General features: G+C 54.8%; 21 protein-coding genes, 1 tRNA gene and 1 pseudogene. 6 read left to right on the top strand and 17 right to left on the bottom strand.

Annotated features, from left to right (window positions below; all coding sequences use genetic code 11):
• Window positions 1–34 precede the first annotated feature (34 nt).
• Window positions 35–2,617 (top strand): annotated as a pseudogene (gene acnA, locus Q4544_RS14190) (aconitate hydratase AcnA); the annotation flags it as partial.
• A gap of 55 nt (window positions 2,618–2,672) precedes the next feature.
• On the opposite strand, the gene Q4544_RS14185 reads toward acnA, so the two are convergent.
• The 15 genes from Q4544_RS14185 to Q4544_RS14115 all read right to left on the bottom strand — a co-directional run bounded on the left by Q4544_RS14185 (window position 2,673) and on the right by Q4544_RS14115 (window position 17,763).
• Entirely contained in the window at window positions 2,673–4,301 is a 1,629-nt protein-coding gene (locus Q4544_RS14185; protein WP_303507364.1) for an alpha-D-glucose phosphate-specific phosphoglucomutase, read from the bottom strand.
• Between the two features lie 61 nt (window positions 4,302–4,362).
• On the bottom strand, window positions 4,363–5,370 hold the full coding sequence (locus tag Q4544_RS14180) for a class 1 fructose-bisphosphatase (protein WP_303507361.1): 1,008 nt from the start codon (window positions 5,368–5,370) through the stop codon (window positions 4,363–4,365).
• Window positions 5,371–5,408: 38 nt separating this feature from the next.
• Window positions 5,409–6,164, bottom strand: a complete 756-nt coding sequence (locus Q4544_RS14175; RefSeq protein ID WP_303507410.1) for a hydroxypyruvate isomerase family protein — start codon at window positions 6,162–6,164, stop codon at window positions 5,409–5,411.
• Window positions 6,161–6,811 carry an aldolase gene (locus tag Q4544_RS14170; RefSeq protein WP_303507359.1) on the bottom strand — a complete coding sequence of 217 codons (651 nt, stop codon included), beginning with the start codon at window positions 6,809–6,811 and terminating at the stop codon, window positions 6,161–6,163. Before Q4544_RS14170 ends, Q4544_RS14175 begins: the two co-directional genes overlap by 4 nt.
• On the bottom strand, window positions 6,808–8,070 hold the full coding sequence (gene otnK, locus Q4544_RS14165) for a 3-oxo-tetronate kinase (RefSeq protein WP_303507357.1): 1,263 nt from the start codon (window positions 8,068–8,070) through the stop codon (window positions 6,808–6,810). Before otnK ends, Q4544_RS14170 begins: the two co-directional genes overlap by 4 nt.
• A gap of 393 nt (window positions 8,071–8,463) precedes the next feature.
• Window positions 8,464–8,539 (bottom strand) — tRNA-Thr (locus Q4544_RS14160).
• Between the two features lie 137 nt (window positions 8,540–8,676).
• Window positions 8,677–9,864, bottom strand: coding sequence for a plasmid replication protein RepC (repC, locus tag Q4544_RS14155; protein ID WP_303507354.1), 1,188 nt, complete (start codon window positions 9,862–9,864; stop codon window positions 8,677–8,679).
• 219 nt (window positions 9,865–10,083) lie between these two features.
• Entirely contained in the window at window positions 10,084–11,049 is a 966-nt protein-coding gene (gene repB, locus Q4544_RS14150; protein ID WP_303507351.1) for a plasmid partitioning protein RepB, read from the bottom strand.
• The gene (gene repA, locus Q4544_RS14145) at window positions 11,039–12,229 is read right to left on the bottom strand and encodes a plasmid partitioning protein RepA (protein ID WP_303507349.1); all 1,191 of its coding nucleotides are present in this window, start codon (window positions 12,227–12,229) and stop codon (window positions 11,039–11,041) included. The genes repB and repA overlap by 11 nt, the downstream gene beginning before the upstream one ends.
• 339 nt (window positions 12,230–12,568) lie before the next feature.
• Window positions 12,569–13,819 carry a glycerate kinase gene (locus tag Q4544_RS14140; protein ID WP_303507346.1) on the bottom strand — a complete coding sequence of 417 codons (1,251 nt, stop codon included), beginning with the start codon at window positions 13,817–13,819 and terminating at the stop codon, window positions 12,569–12,571.
• A 130-nt stretch (window positions 13,820–13,949) separates the two neighbouring features.
• The gene (locus tag Q4544_RS14135) at window positions 13,950–15,056 is read right to left on the bottom strand and encodes a CaiB/BaiF CoA-transferase family protein (RefSeq protein WP_303507343.1); all 1,107 of its coding nucleotides are present in this window, start codon (window positions 15,054–15,056) and stop codon (window positions 13,950–13,952) included.
• On the bottom strand, window positions 15,053–15,484 hold the full coding sequence (locus tag Q4544_RS14130) for an NUDIX hydrolase (RefSeq protein WP_303507340.1): 432 nt from the start codon (window positions 15,482–15,484) through the stop codon (window positions 15,053–15,055). The genes Q4544_RS14135 and Q4544_RS14130 overlap by 4 nt, the downstream gene beginning before the upstream one ends.
• Before the next feature lie 64 nt (window positions 15,485–15,548).
• Window positions 15,549–16,352, bottom strand: a complete 804-nt coding sequence (locus Q4544_RS14125) for a substrate-binding domain-containing protein (protein ID WP_303507338.1) — start codon at window positions 16,350–16,352, stop codon at window positions 15,549–15,551.
• Entirely contained in the window at window positions 16,349–17,065 is a 717-nt protein-coding gene (locus Q4544_RS14120; protein WP_303507335.1) for an ATP-binding cassette domain-containing protein, read from the bottom strand. Before Q4544_RS14120 ends, Q4544_RS14125 begins: the two co-directional genes overlap by 4 nt.
• Entirely contained in the window at window positions 17,059–17,763 is a 705-nt protein-coding gene (locus Q4544_RS14115; protein WP_303507333.1) for an ABC transporter permease, read from the bottom strand. The genes Q4544_RS14120 and Q4544_RS14115 overlap by 7 nt, the downstream gene beginning before the upstream one ends.
• Window positions 17,764–18,027: 264 nt before the next feature.
• Here Q4544_RS14115 and Q4544_RS14110 point away from each other — a divergent pair, with 264 nt between their 5' ends.
• Both Q4544_RS14110 and glpD read left to right on the top strand, forming a co-directional pair.
• Window positions 18,028–18,801, top strand: a complete 774-nt coding sequence (locus tag Q4544_RS14110; protein WP_303507331.1) for a DeoR/GlpR family DNA-binding transcription regulator — start codon at window positions 18,028–18,030, stop codon at window positions 18,799–18,801.
• Entirely contained in the window at window positions 18,794–20,371 is a 1,578-nt protein-coding gene (gene glpD, locus Q4544_RS14105) for a glycerol-3-phosphate dehydrogenase (RefSeq protein WP_303507328.1), read from the top strand. The genes Q4544_RS14110 and glpD overlap by 8 nt, the downstream gene beginning before the upstream one ends.
• Window positions 20,372–20,691: 320 nt before the next feature.
• On the opposite strand, the gene Q4544_RS14100 is transcribed toward glpD, so the two are convergent.
• On the bottom strand, window positions 20,692–21,798 hold the full coding sequence (locus Q4544_RS14100; RefSeq protein ID WP_303507326.1) for a saccharopine dehydrogenase family protein: 1,107 nt from the start codon (window positions 21,796–21,798) through the stop codon (window positions 20,692–20,694).
• A gap of 115 nt (window positions 21,799–21,913) precedes the next feature.
• Window positions 21,914–22,345: an Lrp/AsnC family transcriptional regulator gene (locus tag Q4544_RS14095; RefSeq protein ID WP_303507324.1), complete on the bottom strand. Its 432-nt coding sequence runs from the start codon at window positions 22,343–22,345 to the stop codon at window positions 21,914–21,916.
• A 292-nt stretch (window positions 22,346–22,637) separates the two neighbouring features.
• Between Q4544_RS14095 and Q4544_RS14090 the strand changes: the two genes are divergently transcribed.
• From Q4544_RS14090 to Q4544_RS14080, 3 genes are read left to right on the top strand one after another with little or no spacing between them, the layout of a single operon-like run.
• The gene (locus tag Q4544_RS14090) at window positions 22,638–24,068 is read left to right on the top strand and encodes a circularly permuted type 2 ATP-grasp protein (protein WP_303507322.1); all 1,431 of its coding nucleotides are present in this window, start codon (window positions 22,638–22,640) and stop codon (window positions 24,066–24,068) included.
• Between the two features lie 6 nt (window positions 24,069–24,074).
• Entirely contained in the window at window positions 24,075–25,016 is a 942-nt protein-coding gene (locus Q4544_RS14085) for an alpha-E domain-containing protein (protein WP_303507320.1), read from the top strand.
• Window positions 25,009–25,827, top strand: a complete 819-nt coding sequence (locus Q4544_RS14080; protein WP_303507317.1) for a transglutaminase family protein — start codon at window positions 25,009–25,011, stop codon at window positions 25,825–25,827. The genes Q4544_RS14085 and Q4544_RS14080 overlap by 8 nt, the downstream gene beginning before the upstream one ends.
• The last annotated feature ends 20 nt before the right edge of the window (window positions 25,828–25,847 follow it).

Genomic DNA, 25,847 nt, shown 5'->3' with positions numbered 1-25,847 from the left:
AGATTGTCTAGCCAAAGCACAACAGACGGAGCACACCATGCAATTCAAAGCCATCGCTAACACCGAATTCAAAGCCGCAGACTACGGCAGCCTTCTGGGCAATAAGCTCAATTCACTGCCCTATTCTCTACGCGCCCTTGCCGAAATTGCCGCCCGTCATTCCGAGGGCGGCCAAGCCGCGCACGATGTCGCTGCCCGCAATGGTGCTGCCATCCCATTCCGCCCTGCCCGCCTTTTGCTGCACGATATGCTCGGCATTCCTGCGCTGGTAGACATCATGGCAATGCGCAACGTCATCGAAGAAAACGGTGGCGACCCTGCCAAGGTCGACATGTCCTTACCCGTTGATCTGATCATCGACCATGCCATGTCGATCAACCACTGGGCCGACAAATTCGCACTCCAAAACAACATGGACCGCGAATTTGAAATCAACCGCGAACGCTTTGCCTTCCTTAAGGCCTGTGAAACACGCTTTCCAAACTTGCGTGTTGTGCCTCCGGGTGGCGGAATTTGTCACCAGGTGAACCTCGAGTTCCTCGGCCAAACCGTGTTGCCAGACGTAAATGATCCAACACTCCTGATCCCAGATTCCAGCCTTGGCACCGACAGCCACACCACTATGATCAACAGCCTTGGCATCCTTGGTTGGGGCATCGGCGGACTAGAGGCCGAGGCGCTGTTGTTTGGCGAAACCTCCCCAATCAACACCCCAAAAGTGATCGGCCTAGAGGTCACAGGCACGCCATCCCACGACATCACAGCAACTGATGTCGCCCTAGTGGTCGCCGAAAAACTCCGTGCTCATGGCGTCGTTGATAAATTTGTCGAAATCTTCGGTCCAAGCTATCACCACCTTTCGGTCGCAGATCGCGCCACCATCGCAAACATGGCGCCGGAATACGGCTCAACAGTCGTGTTCTGCCCAGTAGATGCCAACACAATCGGTTACCTCAACGCCACAGGCCGCGGCGCAAACACCGCCCGGACCGAAGCGTACTGCCGCGCGCAAAACATGTGGGTTGATGGCGTAGACGCACGTATCGAATACGAAGAAACCATTCAGCTCGACCTATCATCAATTGGCCGTTCTGTTTCTGGCCCATCCCGCCCGGAACAGCGCATCGACCTTGGGTTCGCCACCAAAACACTCGCTCCAGAAAAAGAGCTAGAGGCCGAAAAGCGCGTACAAGTTCAAGGCAAGGATCACGACATCGGGGATGGCGACGTCATCATCGCGGCGGTCACCTCTTGCACCAACACAGCAAACCCGCGCAACATGGTGCTGGCAGGTCTCGTCGCCCGAAACGCCGTTGCCAAAGGGCTGACAGTTAAACCACATGTCAAAACCTCTCTCGCTCCCGGTTCACGCGTCGTAGCCAAATACCTTTCTGAAAGCGGCCTTCAGGACAGCCTCAGCGCCCTTGGTTTCCAAGTTGCGGCCTTTAGCTGCTCCACGTGCAACGGCATGTCTGGCCCGCTTTCGCCAGAACACGAGGCCACCATCAAAGAACACGACATCAAAGGCGTCGCCGTTCTATCTGGCAACCGCAACTTCGCGGGCCGCATCCACCCGCTCGCCAGCCGCAACATGATCGCATCACCGCCTTTGGTTGTGGCCTACGCCCTGCTTGGGACGATCCTAAAAGACATCGCAACCGAACCGCTGGGCCATGACCAAGACGGCAATCCAGTCATGCTAAACGACCTCTGGCCAACTGCCGAAGAGGTAAACGCGATCATCGAAGCCCATGTCACCCCAGAAGCCTTCCGCAAAAACTACGACGAAATCCAAAACGTCAACGCTCAGTGGAACGACCTTGAAACAGGAACAGGTGCCTATGATTGGGTGCCGTCAACATACGTGTCTTTCCCACCATTCGTGAAGCAGATCACACCAGACAACACACAGCCGCTAACGATCAAAGGTCTGCGCCCATTGGTGATCCTCGGCGATAGCGTCACAACCGATCACATCTCTCCGTCAGGCATCATCACACGCGACTCCGAAGCGGGTGAGTTCCTACTGACCAAAGGCGTGAAATTCGAAGATTTCAACTCCTTCGGCACCCGACGTGGCTGTTCAGATGTGGTCATCCGCTCCACCTTTGCAAACTACCGTCTGCGCAACGAAATGACCCCGGATCACGAAGGATCGTGGACCAAAGTCATGCCTGAAGGCAAAGTCACTACAATCTTCAAAGCGATTGAGACCTACCTAGAGCGCGATCAGCAACTGGTTGTCATCGGCGGCAAAGAATACGGCTGCGGTTCATCTCGCGACACAGCAGCCAAGGCCCCTTGGCTTGCAGGCATCCGCGCTGTCATCACCGAAAGCTTTGAACGTATTCACCGTTCTAACCTTGTGAACATGGGCATCGCCCCGCTGTGTTTCCCTGACGGCGTCACCCGTGAAACACTTGGGCTGGATGGTTCCGAAACCTACGACATTGCCATTTCAGATGACTTGAAATCTGCAAGCCTAACCATAAACAGAGCCGACGGAACCACAGAAACAACACCGCTTGATCTACGTCTATACAATGACGCAGAGCGCGCGACCTTTGCACAGGGCGGGCTCCTCCCGCGCGCCTTCCGCGAATTCCTAGCGGCCTAAAAGCAAAAGCGCCGCAATCTCTTGCGGCGCTTTTCAAATTCCCAACGAATTGGCGTTAGGTCATCACGTCCGGCGCATCACGCCCAGTACGTGCCAAACCTGAAATCTCGGCAGCAGCATAACGCACGTCTTCTAACGCGGCTTGGGTTTCAACAAACAAGTCCCCTGCCCCATCGACATAGCTCTGCAAATACACACGCAACGTCGCGCCTTCGGTGCCTGTGCCGCTCAACCGGAATACAGCCCGCGACCCGCCTTCAAAGAAAATGCGAATGCCCTGCTTATGGCTCTCTGATCCATCCACGGGATCAACGTATGAAAACTCATCCGCAGCTAAGACTGCCATTTCACCAACATTCTGACCTCGCAAAACATCCAGCTGTTCGCGCAAGTCATCCATAATGTCATTGGCCACATCAACGGGCAGCGCCTCGTAATCGTGCCGCGAATAATAATCGCGCCCAAAGGTTTTCCAGTGATCTGCCATGATCTCAGACACACCCTGCCCGCGCTCGGCCAAAACGTTCAACCACAGCAAAACCGCCCACAGCCCGTCTTTTTCACGCACGTGATCCGAACCGGTGCCTGCACTTTCTTCGCCGCAAATCGTCGCCTTGCCCGCGTCCAACAATGTACCAAAGAACTTCCAGCCCGTCGGCGTCTCAAAGCTGCCTATATCCAGCTTAGCCGCCACACGATCACTCGCCGCAGAAGTCGGCATAGAACGTGCAACACCCGCCAACCCGCGCGCATAGCCCGGGGCAAGATGTGCATTCGCTGCCAACACCGCCAAACTATCAGACGGGGTCACATACAACTGCTTGCCAACCACCATATTCCGGTCGCCATCCCCATCCGAGGCCGCCCCGAAATCTGGCGCGTCATCGCCAAACATTTCGTCCATCAAGGTCTTGGCCCAAACCGGGTTCGGATCAGGATGCCCACCGCCGAAATCCTCGGACGGCACACCATTGATAACCGTCCCAGCCGGGGCACCCAGCGTCCCCTCAAGGATCGCCGTCGCATATGGCCCGGTCACCGCATGCATCGCGTCAAACCGCATCCGAAACCCGCCAGCAAACAGCGCACGAATTTTGCCAAAGTCGAACAGCGTTTCCATCAGCGCCTTATAGTCAGCAACCGGATCAACAACGCGCACGACCATGCCATCAAGCGTCTGTTCTCCGATCAGACCCAAATCAACGTCCGCCGCATCAGAAACCTTGTATTCCGTAATCTCCAGGGTGCGTGCCAACATCTTAGCGGTCACACCTTCAGGCGCAGGACCACCATTGCCAATGTTGTATTTCACGCCGAAATCTTCGTCGATGCCGCCAGGATTATGGCTGGCCGAAAGGATCAAGCCACCATCGGTGCCATTCAGCCGGATCAAATGAGACGCCGCCGGGGTCGACAACAAGCCCCCCTGCCCCACAATCACTTCAGCCGCACCATTGGCGGCAGCCATCTTTAAAATCGTCTGGATCGCTTGGGCGTTGAAATAACGGCCATCGCCACCAACAACAAATCGTTTTCCCTTTGCGCCATCAATCGCGTCAAAAACGGATTGCACAAAGTTCTCTAGGTAATGCTCTTGCATGAACACCCGCGTCTTCTTGCGCAGACCAGAGGTGCCGGGCTTTTGCCCTTCAATCGGATTGGTTTGAATAATTTGAACGGTCATATCGCGCTCCGTAAAATTGAAATCACGACGCGAAGAAGTCCCCGCGTCGCGCTTAAATTCATTATTCGGAGTGGTATTGATCCAACAGATCAACTTCTTCAGCAGACCCCAAGATCACAGGCACACGCTGGTGCAGTTCGGTTGGTGCGACGTCCATAATACGCGCGCCACCAACAGAGGCCTTACCGCCCGCTTGCTCAATAATAAACGCCATTGGGCTGGCTTCATAAAGCAACCGCAAACGACCACCCATCGCCGCATTATCAGAATCGCGCGGGTATAAGAACACGCCACCACGCGTCAAAATGCGGTGCACTTCGGCCACCATAGAGGCCACCCAACGCATGTTGAATTTCTTACCACGTGGACCGTCTTTGCCTTGCAAGCATTCATCCACATAACGCGCAACCGGCGCTTCCCAATACTTCTGACGGCTTGCATTGATCGCATACTCCTGCGTCGTCGCAGGCACTGTCATGTCAGGGAACGTCAACAAGAACTCGCCAGACCCGTTCAGGTGTGTAAACCCATTCACGCCATGCCCAGTTGTAATCACCAAAGATGTTGATGGGCCATACAAAGAATAACCCGCGCAAATCTGCTCAGAACCAGCAATCAGAACCGCTTCATCCGTCAGTTCTGGCAGTGCTTCTTTCAGCTCTACGATTGAAAAGATCGAGCCGACAGAGATGTTCAGTTCTAGGTTCGAAGACCCATCCAGCGGATCGAAATACACGATATAATCGCCCGCTTCGGCCTTGTCCTTCAGCCAAACAACATTGTCCAACTCTTCAGAAACCAACGCAGCAACACGGCTGGTGTTCGCGCAATGCATCATGAATTGATCGTTGGCAATAACGTCCAATTCTTTCTGCGTTTCACCCTGAACATTGGTGTCGTCAGTCGCGCCCAGCGTTCCGGCAAAGGCTCCGCTACGGATTTTATGGGAAATCGTACGGCACGCCGTCGCAATATCTTCGAGTAAGAAAATCAAATCTTTCGGAACGCCAACACGGCGGTGTTCACGCAGCATAAATTGACGAAACGTCAAATGGTCTTCGGTGGTCATCGTTAATTCCTTTGCCCAGTTGCGCCCTGTCTATGCGATCAGCGCGCCCGAACCAACCACCTAAGCGTATCATCCGTATGACCAATGGGCTTATATTCCGCTCCAAGCGGTGCTTTGTAGCCCAGATCCGCAATATGGCTGAAAATATAGTCGTAGTTTAACTCGCCCTGATCGGGCGGGCCACGGTCCGGCACGCTTGCAAATTGGATGTGCCCAATGCGCGGCAAAAGCCTTTCCAATCGCTGGGTCACCGCGCCCTCCATCCGCTGAACATGATAGCAATCAAACATCAGCTTCAGGTTCGCCGCGCCAACCTCATCCATCACAGAAATGGCCTGATCCGTCGTTTGCAAGAAATACCCCGGCGCATCGTACCTATTAATAGGTTCAATCAGTACTGTAATGTTATGCCTAAAAGCCTCAGCACAGGCATAAGACAGGTTCTGGACAAAACACTCCCGCGCCGCATCTCCCTCCGCAAATCCGGCCATAACATGCACATTCGCTGCACCAATCTCAGCGGCATAGGCAATCGCTTGATCAACCGCAGCCCGTGCTTCGGGCACCCGATCCGGTAGCGCGCTAAGCCCCATACCATCGGCATCACCCCGGCTAGTATTCAGCCCAAGCATTGGCAAACCGGTCTCTAATAAGGCCGTTTTCACATCTTGCGCTGCATATCCATACGGCCAATGACATTCCACCGCGTCAAACCCAGCCACCTTTGCCGCGCGGATCGCCTCTGGCAAAGGCAGATCAGACCAAAGAAACCCTAAGTTCGCTGAAAATTTCAAACGTCCCATTCCACGTCAAATTTGGTGACCAGCCGCTGAACATCTTCGTCGCTCAACGCTTTGGGGTTCATCCCCCGCGTCATCATCGCCAAACGCGCGGTATCTTCAAGCTCTTCGATAGCGTTACAAGCCGCTTCAATGTCCTTCCCCGCGACTACGGGCCCATGGTTCGCCAACATCACAGCAGACCGCTTACCGGCGAGCCCCCGCACGGCCTCCCCCATCGCGGGATCACCTGGCATAAAGAACGGCAATAGCTTCACCTTGCCCAACTTCATGATCCCATAGGGCGTCAACGGTGGCAAAAAGTTATCTTCATCCGCATCCGGCATCATCGACAAAGCCACCGAATGGCACGAATGCAAATGCACCACCGCACCAGCCGTGCTGCGCGTGTCATAAAACGCAGTATGCAGCGGCATTTCCTTTGTTGGCTGATCCCCATCAATCAAAACACCCTGCGCATCAAACCGGCTCAACCGCCCTGGATCAAGCCGCCCAAACGACGTTCCAGTCGGTGACACCAACAAACCACCATCCGCAGTTCTGGCAGAGATATTGCCCGTCGATCCGCCCGTCAGCCCGCGATCAAACATAGACTTTGCCAGCAAACAAATTTGCTCTCTCAGACGGGTTTCTTCGCTCATAGTTTATCCAACGCTTCGGTGAAAAACATCTCATCGCCAAAGTTGCCCGATTTCAACGTCAACGCAATCTGTTGACCTGCCGACTGACAGAAGCACCACGGCACCCCAGGCGCAATCTCTGGCCCCACGTCCAATTGATCCGCCGCCAGCGCCTTTGTCACTGCACCAGATGTCTCACCACCAGCCACAACAAACCGCCGCGCCCCCGCGTCCCGCGCAGCGACCGCACAATCCGCAAGAGCCTGTTCAATAATCTTCCCAGCTTCAGCCACCCCCAACATCTCTTGTGCAGCCTTTACAGAGTCTGGTTTTGCCGTCGCATAGATCAACGGGGATTTAGACAAGTCTTGGCCAGCCAACCAATCTAACGCATCCCCTGCCCCCTTTTGCGCCAACGCAAGTGGATCAAGTTGATAGCTTGGCCGCCCCAACAAACGATAAGCTGCGACCTGTTTATTCGTCATCGCAGAACAACTGCCCGACAAAACGACGGCCTGTGAATCCAACGCCGGAACATCAAACCGCGCGGCATCTGCTTCTAATGTACCATCACGCAAATAGGCTTTCGGCAATGGCATGGCGACAGCTGACCCACCGGTCAAAAGCACCATATCCCGGCAGGCATCGGCAATTTCAAACAGATCGTTATTCGCAACGGCATCCACTACAACATGCGCAACGCCCTGCTCTTTCAATGCCCCCAACCGTGCACGCAGCGCCTCTGCCCCCTTTGCAACGGTCAATCGGTCAGCCAACCCCACAGGCCTCGTGACCTGCGGTTCCAGCAACCGCATTAGGTTACTGTCACGCATCGGGGTCAGCGGATGATCTTTCATTGGGCTCTCTGCCAATGGCTGCTGCCCCACAAACAGGTTCCCCATAAAGATCGAGCGACCATTTTCAGGGAAAGCCGGGCAATAGATAGTTTGATCAACTCCCAAGGCATCCATCAGCATTTCTGCAACCGGACCAATATTCCCCTCTGGCGTACTATCAAAGGTCGAGCAATATTTCCAAAAGAACCGCTGCGCTCCTGCAGCCTGCAACCAGCCCAACGCAGCACGTGTTTCCTGCAAAGCGTCTGCCACAGGAGCTGTCCGTGATTTCAACGCAATCACTTCAAAGGCCGCGGTATCGGTTGGTGGTTCCGCGGGAACGCCGATCCTCAAGGAAACACGCACGCCACTACGCGCCAGCAATCCCGCCAAATCGGTAGCACCTGTAAAATCATCTGCAATGGCCCCGAATAATGTGCGCATGCCCGTTCCCCCATCGAAAATTTCTGCTTCGCGCAGAGTGGTATCTTCCAATACGAACAATCAACGCATACGTCAATGTATACGTTATTTATGACTGCAATAGAGTAAACAATTCAAAACGGAATCCGGCATCTTTAGGAAAACAGTTCGCCAGCTACAAAAGTGAATCAATGCTGCAGATAGGCGAAAGCCATCAGCCGTTTCCAGAAGTGCTGCTATGAGCATGATCGGAAATGCGTGTTATTCTGCATGCCTAAATCCACAGACAAGCCCCAAAACGAACACGAAAGCCTACCGATTTTGCACGGCCACTAAGGCAGGCAAAGAAACCCATAAACCGCACACAACGGATTAACCAAGCCAGTTACAAGCTATTGAGATTTAAGGAAGAAGTGGTGCCCCCACACGGACTCGAACCGCGGACCTACTGATTACAAATCAGTTGCTCTACCAGCTGAGCTATAGGGGCACTGTGCGGTCGATTTAGACCAAGCTAATGCAGGACGCAAGAGGTCTTTTTAAGAAAATTTCAAAAAAGTTTTCCTTCGAATTGACAGCTGTCAACCGCAACGCCTGATCAGCGCTTTTAGTGATTGTTGACAGCCGTCAACTCGCAGCATGTGCCCCCTGCCCTAGCAACGCTCGCACCATCGGCCACGCACTGAACGCACCAGCTTCGGCCTTTTTCGTGAGCACACGTAAATAACCTCCAGGGTTTCTGATCGTATCAATTTTCTGCAGAATACAAGCCAAGGTAACCGATGCCACCTCAGGCCCCATCGCCCGCATAGCGTTTTGCCAGACATCTGGTGAAATCCCCATCATGCGATGTAGGAAATGCGCAGTCTCAACCAATTGATGACTTTGTTGAATTGTCTGTTGGGCATACGGCGCCACATCAGGACAAGCTTGCATCACAAGTTCTACAGGAACAGCCGTTTGCGGTTTTATCACGTCGGGTTCTACATTGGTTTCTTCTGTGCCTCTTTCAGAATCAAAGGTATCTTTATTTGAATTCTGTATGTGCCGCTCATTTTGACTGTCACAGCCGCTCATTTCGTTTGTATCAACAGGTGCTTCTTTGGTCTTGGGCGTCAACATAGCTTCAAACCGCAGCAGAGCCTCGGACAGTGCGTCACAAAGCGCTTCCACCTGACACAGGTCCAGAACACGCCGTAACCGCTTCTGCGCGGCCTCTAGGGCGTCCTGCAGTGTATCCCAGGGGCCGGACAGCCCTTTTTCGCGGACGTACTCCAGTAGCTTCCAGCAATCGCGCTTCATCAATGCTGCATGTTCACGCGCACGCTTGATCCGGTCTGCCATATCCTTGGCGTCTTGAGCCGCTTCAAAGATCTCGTGACCGCGCAACAATAAGGGCCGCAAGTCAAACCCAAAGGCCCGCGCGATTTCACCATCACGGCGCACAGCATAGCGTTTGCCATTCGGGCTATCGTGACGTGCAATCAAACCAACCGAAACCAGATGCCCCAAGTGCCGCCGCAACGTGCTTTCCGGCATGCCATGGGCACGGCTCGCCAACGTACGGTTTGACGGAAACACAACCAACCCGTCATCGGTTAGCGTATCGCCACGATGAAAACTCAGCAGGGCATTCATCACCGTCAATGAGCCAGCGGATAAACCAAAGGCTTTCTTCGCCTCGGTCAACGCACGTAAGATTTCCCATTTGTTGACTGCAGGCAGCACAGCCTCAGCCCGCGCTGCTTGTGCACGTTCAATCAGACCAGCCGTAACCGGTCGCCGCCCGAAAGGCGTCGTTGTTAAAACTTCCATTATTTTGCCACGAGACAAAGAAATTCCGCCCGCCGGAGTCCGACGCCTGTTGACAGCTGTCAACGCAACCCATTAGATTCGGAAGTGCAAATACGCGAATTTAGGGCCTCTCGGGATGATCTCGCCAAAGATCACTTGGGGGGCTTTATTTTTTACTCTGTCGTTTGTGCCTCCTTAGACTGCTCGTTTACGTTTGGGCCCAGTATTCCAGGCTCCGGTTTATTCGCCGGTTTCGGATTTCCAATCCCGGTGAATCTCGGTCAGGTGTTGCAGCAGCCACTCATCAAAGCCGTCTGCATCCTCTGCAATTGTCACCACCATCTTGCCGCCAGACCACGTGACGCGACCAAATTCGTCGCCGTTTGCGGCCTTCAGTGGATGGGCTGTTGGTGTTTTCTTTTTCTTCGGAGCTTTCGCATGGGCCTTCGCCTCAATCTGTTCCAGCAACGATTTAAACCGCTGATCTGAACCTTCACCGGGCCGAACCATCGCAACCGCATCTTCCGGTGAGGTTTGCGAGGTCTTCAACAGGTTCGAAAGCGCTAACCAACGATCACGTCCAACGGATGGGGCAGGGCCAATCGCTTCGATCAGCTCAACAGGGATCAAATCCGCCACCGTCAGCATGCGCGAGATCACCGTTTTATCGACATGCAGCGCATCGCCGATAACTTTGCGATCATATCCAGCGTCCAACATCTGCCGTGCAAAATTCGCGCGTTCGATAAACGTCAAATCCTTGCGTGCGGTATTTTCCTGACCCTGGGCAATGATTAATTCCCGATCATCCAGATCACGGATCAATGCCTTCGCCGCCAATCCCAAATCCTTCAGCGCCCGCAGACGTCGCCGCCCATAAACCACCTGAAACCGATCTGGATTTTCAGGATGATGTCGCAAAAGCACCGGCACCTGCTGACCATATTCGGAAATAGAGCGCATCAGCGCCTCATGATCCGCGTCATTGTGCTCTAGCCGGTCCACATTGCCGGCCATATCAATCAAAGATACGTCAATCTCACTGACCGAACGGCTTTTCAGATCAGCCAAAGACTGGCTAACGGCCCCAATCGCACCTTTTTTGTACCGCGGTGTCGCGGGCTTGGGTCGTTCCGCTGGGGCAGGGGAGGGCACCGGGTTTTCCGCCGCCTCCATCAGGCCTTTAAGAAGGTTCTTACGCGCCATTCATCCGCCCCCATGCTTGCTGCACCAGCGCCTCGATCTCTCCGTTGACCGAATTCAGTGATTCAATCGCCCGATCATAGGTCGCCCGTGTGAATTGAGATTTCTCAACTTCATACAAAGTCTGCTTGGTAATCCCCGCATCCGAAATCGCTGTCGATTTGAGCACCGTGTGATTCAGCACATGCTCTCCAAACAAGGATCGCATAAACGACACCATCTGGTTCTGCGGCCCATCACCCGGTTCGTATCGGGTCACCACATAGCGCATCCAGTCATAGGTCATGTCACCACCAGCTTCGGCAACGACTCCCAACAAATTGGACGTCATCAATAAGAACTGACACATCGACATCACATCCAACATCTGTGGATGCACGGTAACCAAGACGGCTGTCGCCGCCGAAAGCGCACTCATGGTCAAAAAGCCCAGCTGAGGCGGGCAATCCATGACCACAACGTCATAATCAGACTCTATTTCAGCCAAAACATCGCCGACACGGGTAAAGAACAGGTTGCCACTTCGATCGGCAATCGCCCGAGGGGTCTCGTGTTCAAACTCCATTAGATCCAGGTTGCCAGGAATGATGTCTAAGTTGGTGAAATAGGTCTTCTGAATAATATCACGCACCGGCACCGGATCATCATAGCGGATCGCATCATACAGCGTCCCGCCGTCCAACAGATCAAATTCCGGCTGAAACCCGTGTAGCGCACTCAGGCTGGCCTGCGGATCAAGGTCCACGGCAAGCACTTTGTAGCCATCCAGCGCCATCTTTTGCGCCAAATGGGCGGATGTCGTGGTTTTCCCAGACCCGCCCTTAAAGTTAATAACCGTAATGACCTGCAAATGGTTACCCTCGCGGCGACCGGGCAGGTAGGTACCGGGCACCTTTGCACCCGCTTCCAAATATTCACGCAAGGCTTGCACATCTTCTGGCGAATAATACCGGCGACCACCCGCACGGATCTCGGGTTCCGGCCCCTTACCATCCAAATGCAGCTTACGCAGATAGGCATCCTTTACGCCCAATAGCTCCGCCGCCTCACCAGAGGTGAACTTGCGCAGCTCTTTGCTGGCATTCGGGGGAAACAATTGTTCACGATGCGCCTGTAGACGCTCTGACAGTTTCAAGGCATGCTCGCCAACAAGTTGGTCGATGCGCTCTTGCACTGGTTTCATAGTGCTCTCAATTTTCATACCGCTCGCGCCACCATTTTGGTGATCATCATTTGGGGGATGCCGCCGTTGTTACGGAGAAACCCGTTTTATTCACTTATTACCGTAAGTAATGGACCAAGCAATCAGATTCTGGCAAGAGTTTTCTACAGCCCCATGTGGATAACTTTTTCCAAGCCGTGGGCGCACGCAGAGCCTTCGCCAAATATAGGCTCTAACTTAGCTAAAATCGATCAATTTCAACAGGATGCCGCAACCCAAACGGCAACCAAACCGTTGACAGCTGTCAACAATAGCAACCCTCTGATTTATAGCTAAAAAAGCGAAAATCCAAAAATCGGCCTAAAGCGCCCCACGCAAGAAAACCTGCACATCGGCGACGTTGGTTCCGGTTCCACCAGTCAACAACAAGTCATTTGCCAGCTTCAATGCCGCATAACTATCGTTGTTCTCCAGCAACGCGGCAAAATCACCACCGGCCTGCGTAATTCGCGCAATCGTGTCCGAATCCACCAAACCACCTGCCGAATCTGTCGGCCCATCCCGGCCATCCGTGCCACCAGATAAAAACACCCAGCCGGGCGCCAAACGATCCTCGGCACCCACAGCAACACGCAACGCCAGCTCTTGGTTGCGCCCACCGCGTCCGTCACCATTTAGCTGCACCGTGGTTTCCCCGCCAAAGATCAACGCCACAGGACCTGTCGCGCCTTCAACGGCGCGGAACACCTCTTCGGCCGCGTCTTTCACGTCTCCCACCAACGCTTCGCTCACGATCCGCGCATCAAACGGTACCGGAACAGCATCCAACATCGCCCGCAAGCTTTGACCGTTTGACCCAATCAATCGGTTGTCTGCAAACAACGCAGCCTCAGCAACATCCACCGACGACAAATGCGCCTGCACCGATTCCGGCACCACATCCCAAATCCCGGCACGCACTAACATTGCCTTGGCATCAGCTCGGGTACCCAATGGCGAAACCGTCGGACCCGACGCAATAGCGCGCAAATCGTCACCAATCACATCGCTTAACAGAAATCCAAAAACCTCGGCAGGTGCCGCATGTCGCAACAATCCACCACCCTTCGTCGCAGACAGTTGCTGACGCACCAAATTCATATCGTTGATCTCAAGCCCGCTGGCCAAAAGCAGCTCGTTCACCTTAGCCTTATCCGCCAAGGTCAAACCCGGGGCAGGGGCCACCATCAAGGCAGACCCACCGCCAGAGATCAAAGCAATCACGCGATCCCCCTCACGGGTCTCGGCCAGCATCTCCAAAACGGCACGCCCGGCCAATTCAGATGCCTCATCCGGCACCGGATGCGATCCAGCCAACACACGGGCACCCTCTATCTCACATAGGTTTTCAGGGTTCGTCACAACCAAAGCCTGATGCACATCTGGGATCAAGGCCAAGGCCTCACGCATCATAGGGGCCGCGGCCTTTCCAATCGCCACGACAAAAACGCGTCCGCCATCCATCTTGGGCAACGGATCATCGGCCAACGCCCGTCGCAACGCCCTCGCCGGATCTGCGCGACCCACCGCTGCTTGGAATAAATCCATCGCAATTTGATGTAATTCAGCCATGGTTAATCTCCCCCAAGAACCATTTCAGTTAGCGCTACCACAGCGCGTCATTTTAGCAAGCCCTTCGGCTTTTTCTTGATCAAAATACCTTGGGGTGAATGGACTAAAAGTCCAGAGGGGCAAAGCCCCTTTACCCTTTCGGAAAAACCGGTGCCGAACGAACCAAAGACAGCTCTGCATCAGAAAATTTCCACGGGCCGCGAATACCCGGTACACCTTCTGGTGATATGACCATTTCCCGCGCCAACACCTGCGGATTTTGCAGTGCATCACCCACCGAATGAATAGGTCCCGCCGGAACGCTTGCGGCTTCCAGCGCTGCGATAATCTCGGCAGCCATCCAATCCGCCAAAACCTCTTCAAGGATACCGGTCAATACGTCCCGATGCGCAACACGCGCCGGGTTGGTGGCAAACCGTTCATCATGCGCCAGATCAGACCGTCGCACCACAGCGCAAAACCGGGCAAACTGCCCATCATTCCCCACGGCTAGAATGAAATGCCCATCTTTGCAGGGCAAAACTTGAAAGGGCGAGATATTCGGATGGTCATTCCCACACCGCATCGGGCTTTCGCCCGTCGCCAGTTGGTTCATCCCCTGATTGGCCAACATCGCCGTCGCGCAATCCAGCAAGGACATATCAATATGTTGCCCGCGACCTGTCCGGTGTCGTTGTTCAACGGCGGCCAATATCCCAACGGTACCATATAGACCGGTCACAATATCCGTAATCGCCACCCCGTGCTTTTGTGGCGCGCCATCTGCCTCGCCGGTAATAGACATCAGCCCAGACATGCCCTGCATCAGAAAATCATAGCCCGCCCGATGCGCATAGGGGCCGGTTTGGCCAAATCCTGTCACCGAACAGTAGATCAACCGCGGGTTCAGCTCTGACAGGCTGGCGTAATCCAACCCATATTTGGCCAGCCCACCCACTTTGAAATTCTCAATCAGAATATCCGCATCCGCCACCAGCTTTCGCACAGTGGCTTGCCCGTCTTCGGTCGCAAAATCCGCCACAACAGAGGACTTCCCCCGATTGGTGGCATAAAAATAAGCCGCTGTCTTATCGCCGTCCCGCTCTATGAACGGAGGGCCCCAATGCCGCGTGTCATCCCCGCTTGGTGACTCAACCTTGATCACCTCGGCGCCCAAATCTGCCAAAGATTGCCCAATCCAAGGGCCGGCCAAAACCCGCGCCAATTCTACAACTTTTAGGCCGTCCAAAGGCGTCATGCTGATTGCTCCACCATCATCTGTGCAACGCGCACCACATCCGCGCTCATTTCGCGCGTGCCCGCCAAAACCTCGGCCGCATCAACCCATTCCGCCGCCGCCGCATCATCCGCGGCCACGGGATCACCGCTGACATAATGACACGCCACAGCAGCAATCAGATATTGATAGGCCACAGTACCATCTTCGGCGTGCGCAATCACATCCACATTGGTCAAATAGCGCGGTGCATCAGCGATCACGCCGGTCTCTTCCTGCAATTCGCGCACAGCGGCCTCTAATCCCGTCTCGCCCAGCTCAACGTGACCACCTGGAAACCCCCAAAGCCCACGACCCGGGTCTTTGCCGCGTTGCACCAACAGAAATTGCCCGCCGTGATACACAACGGCAATGGCCCCAAGTTTCGGAGCAGGGGAGGGGGTTTGCATGCGGGCACCTATTGCTTAATTCAGCGCCACCCTGCGCGGGTCACTCACAAATGACAAGTCACTCTCACTGCGCATTAAACGTAAACAACGTCTCGCCGTTCAACTGGTATCCATTGATCAATGCCTTTGCCCGATCGCTGACCAACCAATTTTCCAGCTGCATCGCCGACACAGTGTTCACATGCGAATGCATCGCTGCATTCACCGGCAAATAGGCATATTGGTTAAACAGCACCGGATCACCCGCATAAAGCAGCGCCAAATCACCCTTATTGCCAAACGTCAGCCAGCTCGCCCGATCACTCAACACATAGGCGTTCATGCCAGAGGCCGCGTTCAAAGCAGCCCCCATGCCGGCACCAACAGACCGATACCACGTCGCCTCAAACGTCTCAGCATCCAGACCCGCAGCCGCCCACAGGGTTTGCTCTTTCTTATGCGTCCCACTGTCATCCCCGCGCGAGACAAACAGCACGCCGCTGCTCTCAATTGCGCGCAATGCGTCAACCGCACCATCCAGTCTTGCAATACTCGCCGGATCACCAGCCGGCCCGACAACCACAAAGTCATTATACATGACCTCTGTCCGCCGCGTGCCAAAGCCATCCGCCACAAACGCCTCTTCCGCAGGCTTGGAATGCACCAATATCGCATCCACATCCCCAGCTTGCCCCAAACGCAACGCTTGCCCGGTGCCGACCACCAGCAAATGCACATCCAGCCCCAGATCATCCTTGATCGCCGGCAGCAAAACATCCGACAGACCCGAATTATGAAAAGAGGTCGTAACCGCCAGCTTCATCTCATCCGCCATCGCCGCCGCTGCCCAAAGACAAACCAGCAAAACACTCAATCCGCGCAGGATCATTCGACAATCTCTCCATTCAAAAACGCTTGTGCCTGCGGCGTCTTAGGCTGATCAAAAAACGCCTCTGCCGGCGTGGCCTCTAACACCTTCCCGCGATGCATAAACCATACTTCGCTGGCCAGCCGCCGCGCCTGCCCGAAATCATGGGTCGCCATGACAACCCGCGTGCCTGCCGCATGAACCTCTTGCAACAAACCCTCAATGTCGCGCGTCGCACGCCCGTCTAAGTTTGCGCAAGGCTCATCCAGAAACAACACCTCAGGATCACGCACCAAAGCCCGAACCAAGGCCATCTTTTGCCGCTCCCCACCAGACAGATAGCTCGCGCGGTTCTGCGCCATATCGGCCAATCCAACCCGCGCCAGCCAGCTCATCGCCACATCCATCGCCTCGGCCCGCCGCATCCCCTGCACCAACAGCGGATAGGCCACGTTTTCCACCACAGACCGCCGCATCAACGTTGGCGTTTGAAACACAAAGCTTTGCCGCTCTTGCGCGGCCTTTTGGGGCAGGGCCCATTCAACGGTCCCACCGACCAATCGCTCCATCCCATGAAGCGCCTTTAACAGCGTAGACTTCCCCGCGCCATTCGGCCCCATCACAATGGTGAACCCTTTTCTGGCCATCTCGATAGAAACCGGCCCCAACAAGTGGACCCCGCGCTTGCGCACGGTAATATCACTCACCTTTAGGGGCAAGATCGTCTCTACCATCGGCCACGCACCTCCGTGCCAGACAGCCGGTGGATCACCAGATTCACCACAATCGCAATCAAGATCAGGACAAACCCCAACCCCAGCGCCAAAGCAAAATCACCCTTGCCGGTTTCCAGCGCAATCGCCGTCGTCAACACACGAGTCACATGATCGATATTGCCACCAACGATCATAATCGCGCCGACCTCACCAATCCCGCGCCCAAAACCCGCCAAGGCCGCTGTCAACAACGCCCGCCGACCATCCCACAACAGGGTACGCATACGTTGCCCACGCGTGGTGTTTAGCGAAATCAGCAAGTCATGATAATCCGCCCACAAATCCCGAATGGCCTGATGCGCGATCGAGGCGATGAGGGGCGTCAGAATAATCACCTGCGCAATAATCATCGCAGCCGGGGTGAACAGCAATCCAAACACGCCAAACGGCCCGGATCGTGACAACAGCAGATATACAATTAGCCCAACCACAACCGGCGGCAATCCCATCAGCGCATTCAGCACCGCAATCACCGCACGACGAAACCGAAACCGGCGCAGGGCCAACCAGCACCCTAGCGGCAAACCGATCACCGACGAAATCACCACAGCTGTGCAGGTCACATAAAGTGACCGCAGCGAGATCTCTATCAGATCCGCGTCCAGCGTCAGGATCAGCCGAAATGCGGCCAGCAGTCCTTGGGAAATCTCGTCCATTGGGTCTTTTTCATTTGTTCAACCGTACCTTAGGGTCTGGGGCTAATACAAAGCCACACGAAAGCGACAGAACGCGCCCCATTTTTGCCAAAGGCTCCGATTGTGAATGCCTTTCAACAGAATGGCCGGCCAATTAGGTTCACATGAACATTTAATAAATCTCATGCCTGCGGGACAGCGCCTTCAAAAGAGAATCTCCTAGACATATATGTTCATTTGCGTTATTTCGAACATAATTTGAATATTTAGCGCTTTGGTGCCCATATGCCTCTGAATGACCGTCAGGAAAACATTCTTAATCTGCTCCGCGAAGAGGGCAGGGTAGAGGTCGAAGACCTCTCTAATCGGTTCGCCGTCACCACACAGACAGTGCGCCGTGATCTGACAGAGCTTTGTGAACGTGGCCTCGCCACGCGCACACATGGGGGCGCGCGCAATCTAGTATCCGCATCCTCCTTCGGATACGAAGAGCGCCGCCTCCGCCAATCTGGCGAAAAAGAGGGCATCGCCCAACGCGCCGCACGCCTGATCCCAAACGGCAGCTCGCTGCTGCTCAACATCGGCACCACCACCGAACAAGTCGCCGCAGCCCTCGCCACCCACGAGGATCTGACCGTCGTCACCAACAACGTGAACGTCATCCACATCCTGCGCGGCGCGCGGCTGAACTCGCTGGTGATTGCCGGCGGATCAGTGCGCCAAAGCGATGGCGCTGTTGTCGGTGCAGAAGCCGTTGAATTCATCAACCGCTACAAAACGGACTTCGCCATCATCGGCACCTCTTCCATGGACGAAGACGGCGCAATCCTTGATTTCGACGAACGCGAAGTCGCCGTGGCCCGCGCCATCCTAAAAAACGCCCGAACCAAAATTCTGGTCACTGACATCTCCAAATTCGACCGCGCTGCACCTGTTCGCATCTGCGACGTGGCCGATTTGGACTACGTGATCACAGACAAACGCCCACCCCTGTCTTTCATCAAGGCAGCAGAGGCCGGGGGAACGAAACTCATCAATCTGGAAGACACCCATGTCTGACACAAACGACATCCAAGACCTCTTCGTCATCGGCGGCGGCATCAACGGCTGCGGCATTGCACGCGACGCAGTCGGCCGCGGCCTGACCGTCACATTGGCCGAAATGAACGACCTCGCTTGGGCGACCTCTTCGGCATCAACCAAGCTCTTCCATGGCGGTCTGCGCTACCTCGAGTTCTTCGAATTCCGTCTGGTCAAAGAAGCTCTGATAGAACGCGAAACGCTTCTACGCGCCATGCCACATATTTCTTGGCCCATGCGGTTTGTGCTGCCCTATCACAAAGACATGCGTTTTGATTCCGAAACGCCTACCTCCAAACTGCTAACCACCTTTATGCCGTGGATGAAGGGCCGTCGCCCAGCCTGGCTGATCCGCCTCGGTCTGTTCATGTACGACAACCTCGGTGGCCGCAAAATCTTGCCCGGCACAAAAACCGTTGATCTAACCATGGCCCCCGAAGGCCTGCCAATCGACGACCGGTTCCAGAAAGCCTACGAATATTCCGATTGCTGGATTCAAGACAGCCGTCTGGTTGTCCTCAACGCTCGCGATGCCGAAGCGCGCGGTGCAAACATCATGACCCGCACCAAGGTCACCAATGCCCGCCGCGAAGGCGACATTTGGGTCATCACCACCCAAGACACCGAAACCGGCGAAACCCGTGAATTCAAATCCCGCATGCTGATCAATGCCGGCGGCCCGTGGGTCATGGATGTTATCAATGGCGTGGCTGGCATCAACTCCACCGAGGGCGTCCGCCTTGTGCGCGGCAGCCACATCGTCACCAAACGCCTTTATGACCACGACAAATGCTATTTCTTCCAAGGCGAAGATGGTCGCATCATTTTCTCAATCCCATACGAAAATGACTACACCCTGATCGGAACCACAGACGCTGACCATTCTGACGCCAGCGAAAAACCGACCTGCACCCCAGAAGAACGCGATTACCTGATCAACTTCGCCAACGGGTATTTCAAACAAGACCTCACCAAGGATGACGTCGTCTGGACATATTCCGGCGTACGGCCCCTTTATAATGACGGTGCTTCCTCTGCGACCGCTGCAACCCGCGACTACGTGCTGCGCGTAAACACCGACGGCGGCGCGCCAATCCTCAACGTCTTTGGTGGCAAGATCACAACCTACCGCCGTCTCGCCGAAAGCGCGATGGAAGAGGTCGCAAAGTTCTTCCCAGACCTGCCAGCCAAATGGACCGCAGGCGTTTCAATGCCGGGTGGGGATTTCCCAACAGACGGCGTGGACGACCTGATCGCCAAAGTGCAATCGCGCTACAGCTTCCTTGAGGCCGGCCAAGCCAAACGTTTGGTCCGCACCTACGGCACCGACACCTTCGAAGTTCTGGGCGATGCCACCAGCGCCGCTGATTTGGGCGAGGACTTCGGCGCGGGCATCACAGCCGCAGAACTCGATTGGGCACAGAAAAAAGAATGGGTCCGCACCGCCGAAGATTACCTATGGCGCCGCACAAAACTGGGTCTGCGCCTGACCGAGGCAGAGCGTGCCCGCATTCAGGACCACCTGATGAAAGTAAACGAAGCCGCTTAATAGCGCGAATTCGAATCAATCGCGCGAATCACTTTCGCGCGATTTTGATTCGAATTGGTGGTTTCACGCAGTTTCGGCACATCCGCGCTGCACCGCCAAAGCGGACGCCCAAAGATTTAGCAATATTCAAACTGCTGAATTTAAAGGCATTTCGAAATCAAAAGAGGCCGCGCATTGCTGCGCGGCCATCCATATCCCGACGTCATCCTCCAAATCCCTGATGCGCCGGAATCTCTTTGATCTCTCAAGTTGAAACCAGCGTCGCGATTTGCAGGAAAAAAGTCAATTGCCTCGCTAACTTGGGCGCACATTCACATTCTCTAAGCCGCTTGATGAGCTGCGCTAACATCCCCGGCTTGATAAAGACGTCCGAATTCTGTCGCCAAGAAATCACTTAGTCGAACGTCTTCTTGGCGCACAAACCCGTGGCTTGGCAATTTATCCTGCCGCATCAAATCCACCACGCCCAGAACGCCCGCAGCAGTGGTGATCTGAATGGCGCTCCAAACATTCCCACCGATCACCCGAGAGAACGACTTATTAATGTAGCTCTTTTCGCGCAGCGACCCGTTCTTTGAACCCGTCGCCGTGCAGAAAACCAAAACCACATCCTGATCCGTACGGGGCAGGGCGGTTTCAAAGATGTCCTTTAACAAATCCCGGCGGCGCTCCAGCCCCAGATCATGCAGCAACAGTTTCAGAATATCGCAATGCCCGGGATAACGGATAGAACGATACGAGACCGCACGGGCCTTGCCAGCCAGTGTTTCAGGCAACGTCCCCAAACCGCCTGACGTGTTGAAGCATTCGTACTCCACACCGTCATGACCCAAGACTTCGTAGTCCTCCAAAGGCCGCGTCTTTATCAATTCCCCATCCACAATCGCATCGCAGGGATTGCAGTATTCATTGATCAAGCCATCCGTTGACCATGTCAGGTTATATTTTAGCGCATTCGTTGGAAACAACGGCAAAGCCCCAACCCGCATGTGCAAACTGTCCAGCGCGTCAAACTCTTGCGCCAACGCAGCACCCGCAATGCCCACAAACCCCGGTGCCAAACCACATTGCGGCATGAACGCTGTCGCACTGCCATCTGCCAATGCGCGCACAGCCTCCGTCGCCGCCACATCTTCGGTCAAATCAAAGTAATGCGCGCCGGCTGCTTTTGCCGCCGCCGCAATCTTGGGCGTCAGGAAAAACGGAGCCGCCGAAATCACCGCATCAAAACCGGTTAACGCAGCGGCCAGCCCATCCGGATCACTTGCATCAATCTGCTGTGTCGCAACATCCATCGCCCGAACGCTGGCCAAAGCGGCCAAATCCCGATCAGCCACAGTCACCGAGTAATGCGGTGATCCTTTCAAAAGCGTCGCAATCATCTGCCCGATCTTGCCCGCCCCAACGACACATATAGTCCAGCGCATCTTAGCCTCCCTTATCTTTTAGATAAGGATGCCGCGGTCACTGTTCAGAGGGCAGGGGACATAGTGACGAAACGACAGCTATTTCCATCAGTACGTCGAAATTTCCGTCAATGTGTCAGCTACGATCAATCCGACGGCCAAAGACAACATGCGTCTTAGTTCGGATCACACCGGGAATTTCCGCGAATTCGTCGGTCAATATGTCCAGATCTTCAATCCGAGGCGCTTCTGCAGATAGCATCAAATCGAACTCACCATTTACGGACAAACACAGCTTAACCTCTGGGTAGGCCTCAAGCCGTTTGATGATCCGCGCCGTTTCCGGTTGCTGCACAGACAGCATGACAATCACCTGTACCATAGGCGCGTCATCCATCTGACCCAAAACGACAGAATACCCTTTGATCAGACCACGCTCTTCCATCCGGGAAATCCGTTCATGCACCGTGGTCCGCGCCACGCCCAAGCTGGCCGCAATCGCCGCCGTTGATTGCCGTGCATTCGCCTGCAATGCAGTGATGATTTTTCGATCTAAAGCGTCGGTCACAATGGCTCACTCTATGGTCTGTCTTCTTTGTCTATCGGATCGGCAACCAAGGCAAAGGTATTTCGGAACAAAAATTTGAACGATGAATCCAGAATCGCCGCAACCCCTTGTAACACTGACACTTCCGAAACATTTTAGCATACAAATGCATACAAGTTGTTTTGCCTAAAGTTTAAGCAGATTTAATTTTCTTTCACTGTTGATCTTTTTTCATTTCAATAATTTCGCGAGTTTTTTAACAAAAAACCTGCCAATTGGTTGCACTCGGATTTCTCTGTGACAGCGTTATGTCATGTCGGAAGAGAAAAAATTATTTGATGAGATGTTGGCGAGTGCAGATGGCCCTCGGCAACCGTACGAGGCTTATTATGATTGGTTCAATCGCGAGGATATAAAAGCGCTCAGGCGTAAATCCAGCGAAGCCGAAACATTTTTTAGGCGAATAGGCATTACCTTTAATGTGTACGGTCAAGACGAAGCTGACGAGCGCTTGATCCCATTTGACATCGTTCCCCGGATTATCGCCGCAAAAGAATGGCGCACCTTGGAACGCGGCATCGAACAACGTGTTCGCGCCATCAACGCATTCCTTCATGATATTTACCACCGCCAGGAAATTCTGCGCGCCGGCCGCATCCCAAAAGAGATCATCGCTGGCAACGAAGCCTTCCTACCAGAAATGGTCGGCGTCAAACCTCCCGGGGGTGTTTACACCCATATTGTTGGCACCGATCTGGTGCGCACCGGTCAGGATGAATTCTACGTCCTCGAAGACAATGCGCGCACACCATCGGGCGTCAGCTACATGCTCGAAAATCGCGAGACGATGCTGCACATGTTCCCCGAGCTGTTCACCAAGCTGAATGTGCGCCCCGTGTCTGCCTACCCGCAACTTCTGCGCCGGTCCCTCGCTGACTGCGCGCCGCAGAACTCGCCAAACAACAAACCCATCGTTGCCGTCCTTACGCCGGGAATCCACAACTCCGCCTATTTCGAACACGCCTTCCTCGCCGATCAAATGGGGGTGGAACTGGTAGAGGCTCACGACCTTCGCGTCGAAGACGGCTATGTCTCCATGCGCACAACACAGGGGTATCAGCCAATCGATGTGCTCTATCGTCGGGTTGACGACGAATACCTCGATCCGCTCACGTTCAACCCGCAATCCATGTTGGGTGTCCCTGGCATCATGGATGTCTACCGCGCCGGCAATATCACCATCGCCAATGCCCCCGGCACCGGCATCGCGGATGACAAAGCACTTTATTCCTACATGCCCGACATCGTTGAATTCTACACCGGTGAACAGGCCATCCTAAAGAATGTGCCAACCTACCGCTGCTCGGAATCCGACAGCTTGCAATATGTGCTCGAACACCTGCCAGAACTGGTCGTCAAAGAAGTCCACGGCTCCGGCGGTTACGGCATGCTGGTTGGTCCCGCGGCCAGCAAAAAGGAAATCGCGGCGTTCGAAAAGAAACTGCGCGCCAATCCTTCCAACTACATTGCCCAGCCAACTTTGGCCCTGTCCACAGTGCCAATTCTGACCAAGGCGGGCCTTGCCCCGCGCCACGTCGATCTGCGCCCCTTCGCGCTGATGTCGCCCAACCGCATTGACCTCACCCCCGGTGGCCTCACGCGCGTCGCGCTGAAAAAAGGCTCGCTTGTGGTGAACTCATCGCAGGGCGGCGGCACAAAAGACACTTGGGTATTGGGAGACTAAAACATGATGCTGGGAAAAACCGCTGGCGGCCTGTTCTGGATGTTCCGCTACCTTGAACGCGCCGAAAACACCGCTCGCCTGCTCGAAGCCGGCTGGCACATCGCGCTCACCCGCTCGGGTGGCTCATCAAACGAATGGCAATCCATCCTGACGACGGCCGGCATGGACAAAGCCTATCTTGCGAAACACGATTCATTTGATGCTAATTACGTGATTAACTTCATGCTGTGTGACAAGGACAACCCGTCTTCTGTCATGTCAGTCATCACCAGCGCGCGCAACAACGCCCGCCTCGTGCGCACCGCCCTAAGCTCCGAAGTGTGGGAGGCGACAAACGAATGTTGGATGGTCCTCAAAGACCTGCTCGCCAAACCCGTCACCGAACGCGCGTTGCACGACACGTTGATGCAAATCCGCTTCCGCACCTCGGTTGTGCGCGGCGCATTGCATGGCACAATGCTGCGCAATGACATCTTTTCCTTCTCGCGCCTTGGAACGTTCATCGAACGCGCCGACAACACCGCGCGCATCTTGGATGTGAAATACTACGTGCTTTTGCCATCCACGGCCTATATCGGCAAAGCCATCGACAACGCGCAATGGGAGGTCATTCTACGATCCGTCAGCGCCGAACGCAGCTATCGCTGGATCAATGGCGGCGAAAGCACCGCCATGGGCATCGCCGAATTCCTGATCCTCGACGCCAGTATGCCGCGCTCTTTGGCCTTCTGCGTCAAACAGATCGGCGAACACCTTGGCAACCTCGAAAAGCAATATGGCACCCGCCACGAAAGCTGCATCCAAGCCGAAGCCTTCTGCCACAAGATCAACGCGCATTCGATTGATTCAATCTTCGAAGAAGGCCTGCATGAATTCCTAAGCAGCCTCGTCGCAGATAATGCTAAACTGGCTCAGCACGTCGAGGAGGATTATCGCTTCTATGGCTGATTCAAAGCGCCTGAATATCCGGCATGTCACAACCTATAACTACGACGTGCCGGTCCATTACGCCCTGCAACAACTCCGCCTAACGCCACGCAATGGCCAAGGGCAATCCGTTCTGGATTGGTCCCTGACCATCGAAGGCGGTGAAAGTCAGGTCACGTTTGACGACCAATTCCTGAACCACACCGAACTGGTCAAAGTCGCCCCCGGCGCAACAGAGGTACGGATCATTTCCGAAGGCACGGTCGAGGTCGAAGACAACGCCGGCGTAATCGGCCAACACCGCGGCTACGCGCCACTGTGGTTGTTCGAACAGCAAACAGATCAAACCGCGCCGGGTCCAAAAATCAAAGCCCTCGCCAAGGCCGTCGGCGAATACCAAAAAGACGTGGACGACATCGCGCTCCTGCACGCGCTCTCCGCCGAAGTTTCCAAAGCTGTTGCCTATGAAATCGGTCAAACCGACAGCACAACAACCGCAGAACAATCACTGACCGCAGGGCAGGGGGTCTGCCAAGACCACGCCCATATCATGATTAGCGCCGCCCGCCTTTTGGGTTTCCCGGCACGTTATGTCTCGGGCTATCTCTTTATGGATGATCGCATCGACCAAGAGGCCACCCACGCGTGGTGCGAGGTCTATACGAAAGGCCTCGGTTGGGTCGGCTTTGACGTCTCTAACGGCATTTCACCGGACGCGCGTTATGTCCGGGTCGCAGTTGGTCGAGACTATCGCGATTCTGCACCAATTTTGGGCATTCGTCAGGGCGAAGGCTCAGAAAACTTGCAAGTCGCCTTGCAAGTTCAGCAATAGGCTGCTTGAAAGCGCGAAGT

This window comes from Cognatishimia sp. 1_MG-2023 (assembly GCF_030548175.1).
In the GTDB taxonomy this organism is placed as follows: Bacteria; Pseudomonadota; Alphaproteobacteria; order Rhodobacterales; family Rhodobacteraceae; genus Cognatishimia.
Note: the sequence above shows the minus strand (reverse complement) of the source record. Positions and strands in the feature narration are given on the sequence as shown.

What these genes read in the sequence shown, in the direction of transcription:
- repA (WP_303507349.1), bottom strand. Translation starts at nt 12,229, where the DNA reads ATGAAACCAGTGCAAGAGCGCATCGACCAACTTGTTGGCGAGCATGCC.
- Q4544_RS14100 (WP_303507326.1), bottom strand. Translation starts at nt 21,798, where the DNA reads ATGCGCTGGACTATATGTGTCGTTGGGGCGGGCAAGATCGGGCAGATG.
- Q4544_RS14130 (WP_303507340.1), bottom strand. Translation starts at nt 15,484, where the DNA reads ATGCAAACCCCCTCCCCTGCTCCGAAACTTGGGGCCATTGCCGTTGTG.
- Q4544_RS14180 (WP_303507361.1), bottom strand. Translation starts at nt 5,370, where the DNA reads ATGACCACCGAAGACCATTTGACGTTTCGTCAATTTATGCTGCGTGAA.
- Q4544_RS14110 (WP_303507331.1), top strand. Translation starts at nt 18,028, where the DNA reads ATGCCTCTGAATGACCGTCAGGAAAACATTCTTAATCTGCTCCGCGAA.
- Q4544_RS14120 (WP_303507335.1), bottom strand. Translation starts at nt 17,065, where the DNA reads ATGGTAGAGACGATCTTGCCCCTAAAGGTGAGTGATATTACCGTGCGC.
- Q4544_RS14115 (WP_303507333.1), bottom strand. Translation starts at nt 17,763, where the DNA reads ATGGACGAGATTTCCCAAGGACTGCTGGCCGCATTTCGGCTGATCCTG.
- glpD (WP_303507328.1), top strand. Translation starts at nt 18,794, where the DNA reads ATGTCTGACACAAACGACATCCAAGACCTCTTCGTCATCGGCGGCGGC.
- Q4544_RS14125 (WP_303507338.1), bottom strand. Translation starts at nt 16,352, where the DNA reads ATGATCCTGCGCGGATTGAGTGTTTTGCTGGTTTGTCTTTGGGCAGCG.
- Q4544_RS14170 (WP_303507359.1), bottom strand. Translation starts at nt 6,811, where the DNA reads ATGAGCGAAGAAACCCGTCTGAGAGAGCAAATTTGTTTGCTGGCAAAG.
- Q4544_RS14080 (WP_303507317.1), top strand. Translation starts at nt 25,009, where the DNA reads ATGGCTGATTCAAAGCGCCTGAATATCCGGCATGTCACAACCTATAAC.
- Q4544_RS14135 (WP_303507343.1), bottom strand. Translation starts at nt 15,056, where the DNA reads ATGACGCCTTTGGACGGCCTAAAAGTTGTAGAATTGGCGCGGGTTTTG.
- Q4544_RS14140 (WP_303507346.1), bottom strand. Translation starts at nt 13,819, where the DNA reads ATGGCTGAATTACATCAAATTGCGATGGATTTATTCCAAGCAGCGGTG.
- Q4544_RS14185 (WP_303507364.1), bottom strand. Translation starts at nt 4,301, where the DNA reads ATGACCGTTCAAATTATTCAAACCAATCCGATTGAAGGGCAAAAGCCC.
- Q4544_RS14090 (WP_303507322.1), top strand. Translation starts at nt 22,638, where the DNA reads ATGTCGGAAGAGAAAAAATTATTTGATGAGATGTTGGCGAGTGCAGAT.
- repB (WP_303507351.1), bottom strand. Translation starts at nt 11,049, where the DNA reads ATGGCGCGTAAGAACCTTCTTAAAGGCCTGATGGAGGCGGCGGAAAAC.
- otnK (WP_303507357.1), bottom strand. Translation starts at nt 8,070, where the DNA reads ATGCGCACATTATTCGGGGCCATTGCAGATGATTTTACAGGTGCTACC.
- repC (WP_303507354.1), bottom strand. Translation starts at nt 9,864, where the DNA reads ATGGAAGTTTTAACAACGACGCCTTTCGGGCGGCGACCGGTTACGGCT.
- Q4544_RS14085 (WP_303507320.1), top strand. Translation starts at nt 24,075, where the DNA reads ATGCTGGGAAAAACCGCTGGCGGCCTGTTCTGGATGTTCCGCTACCTT.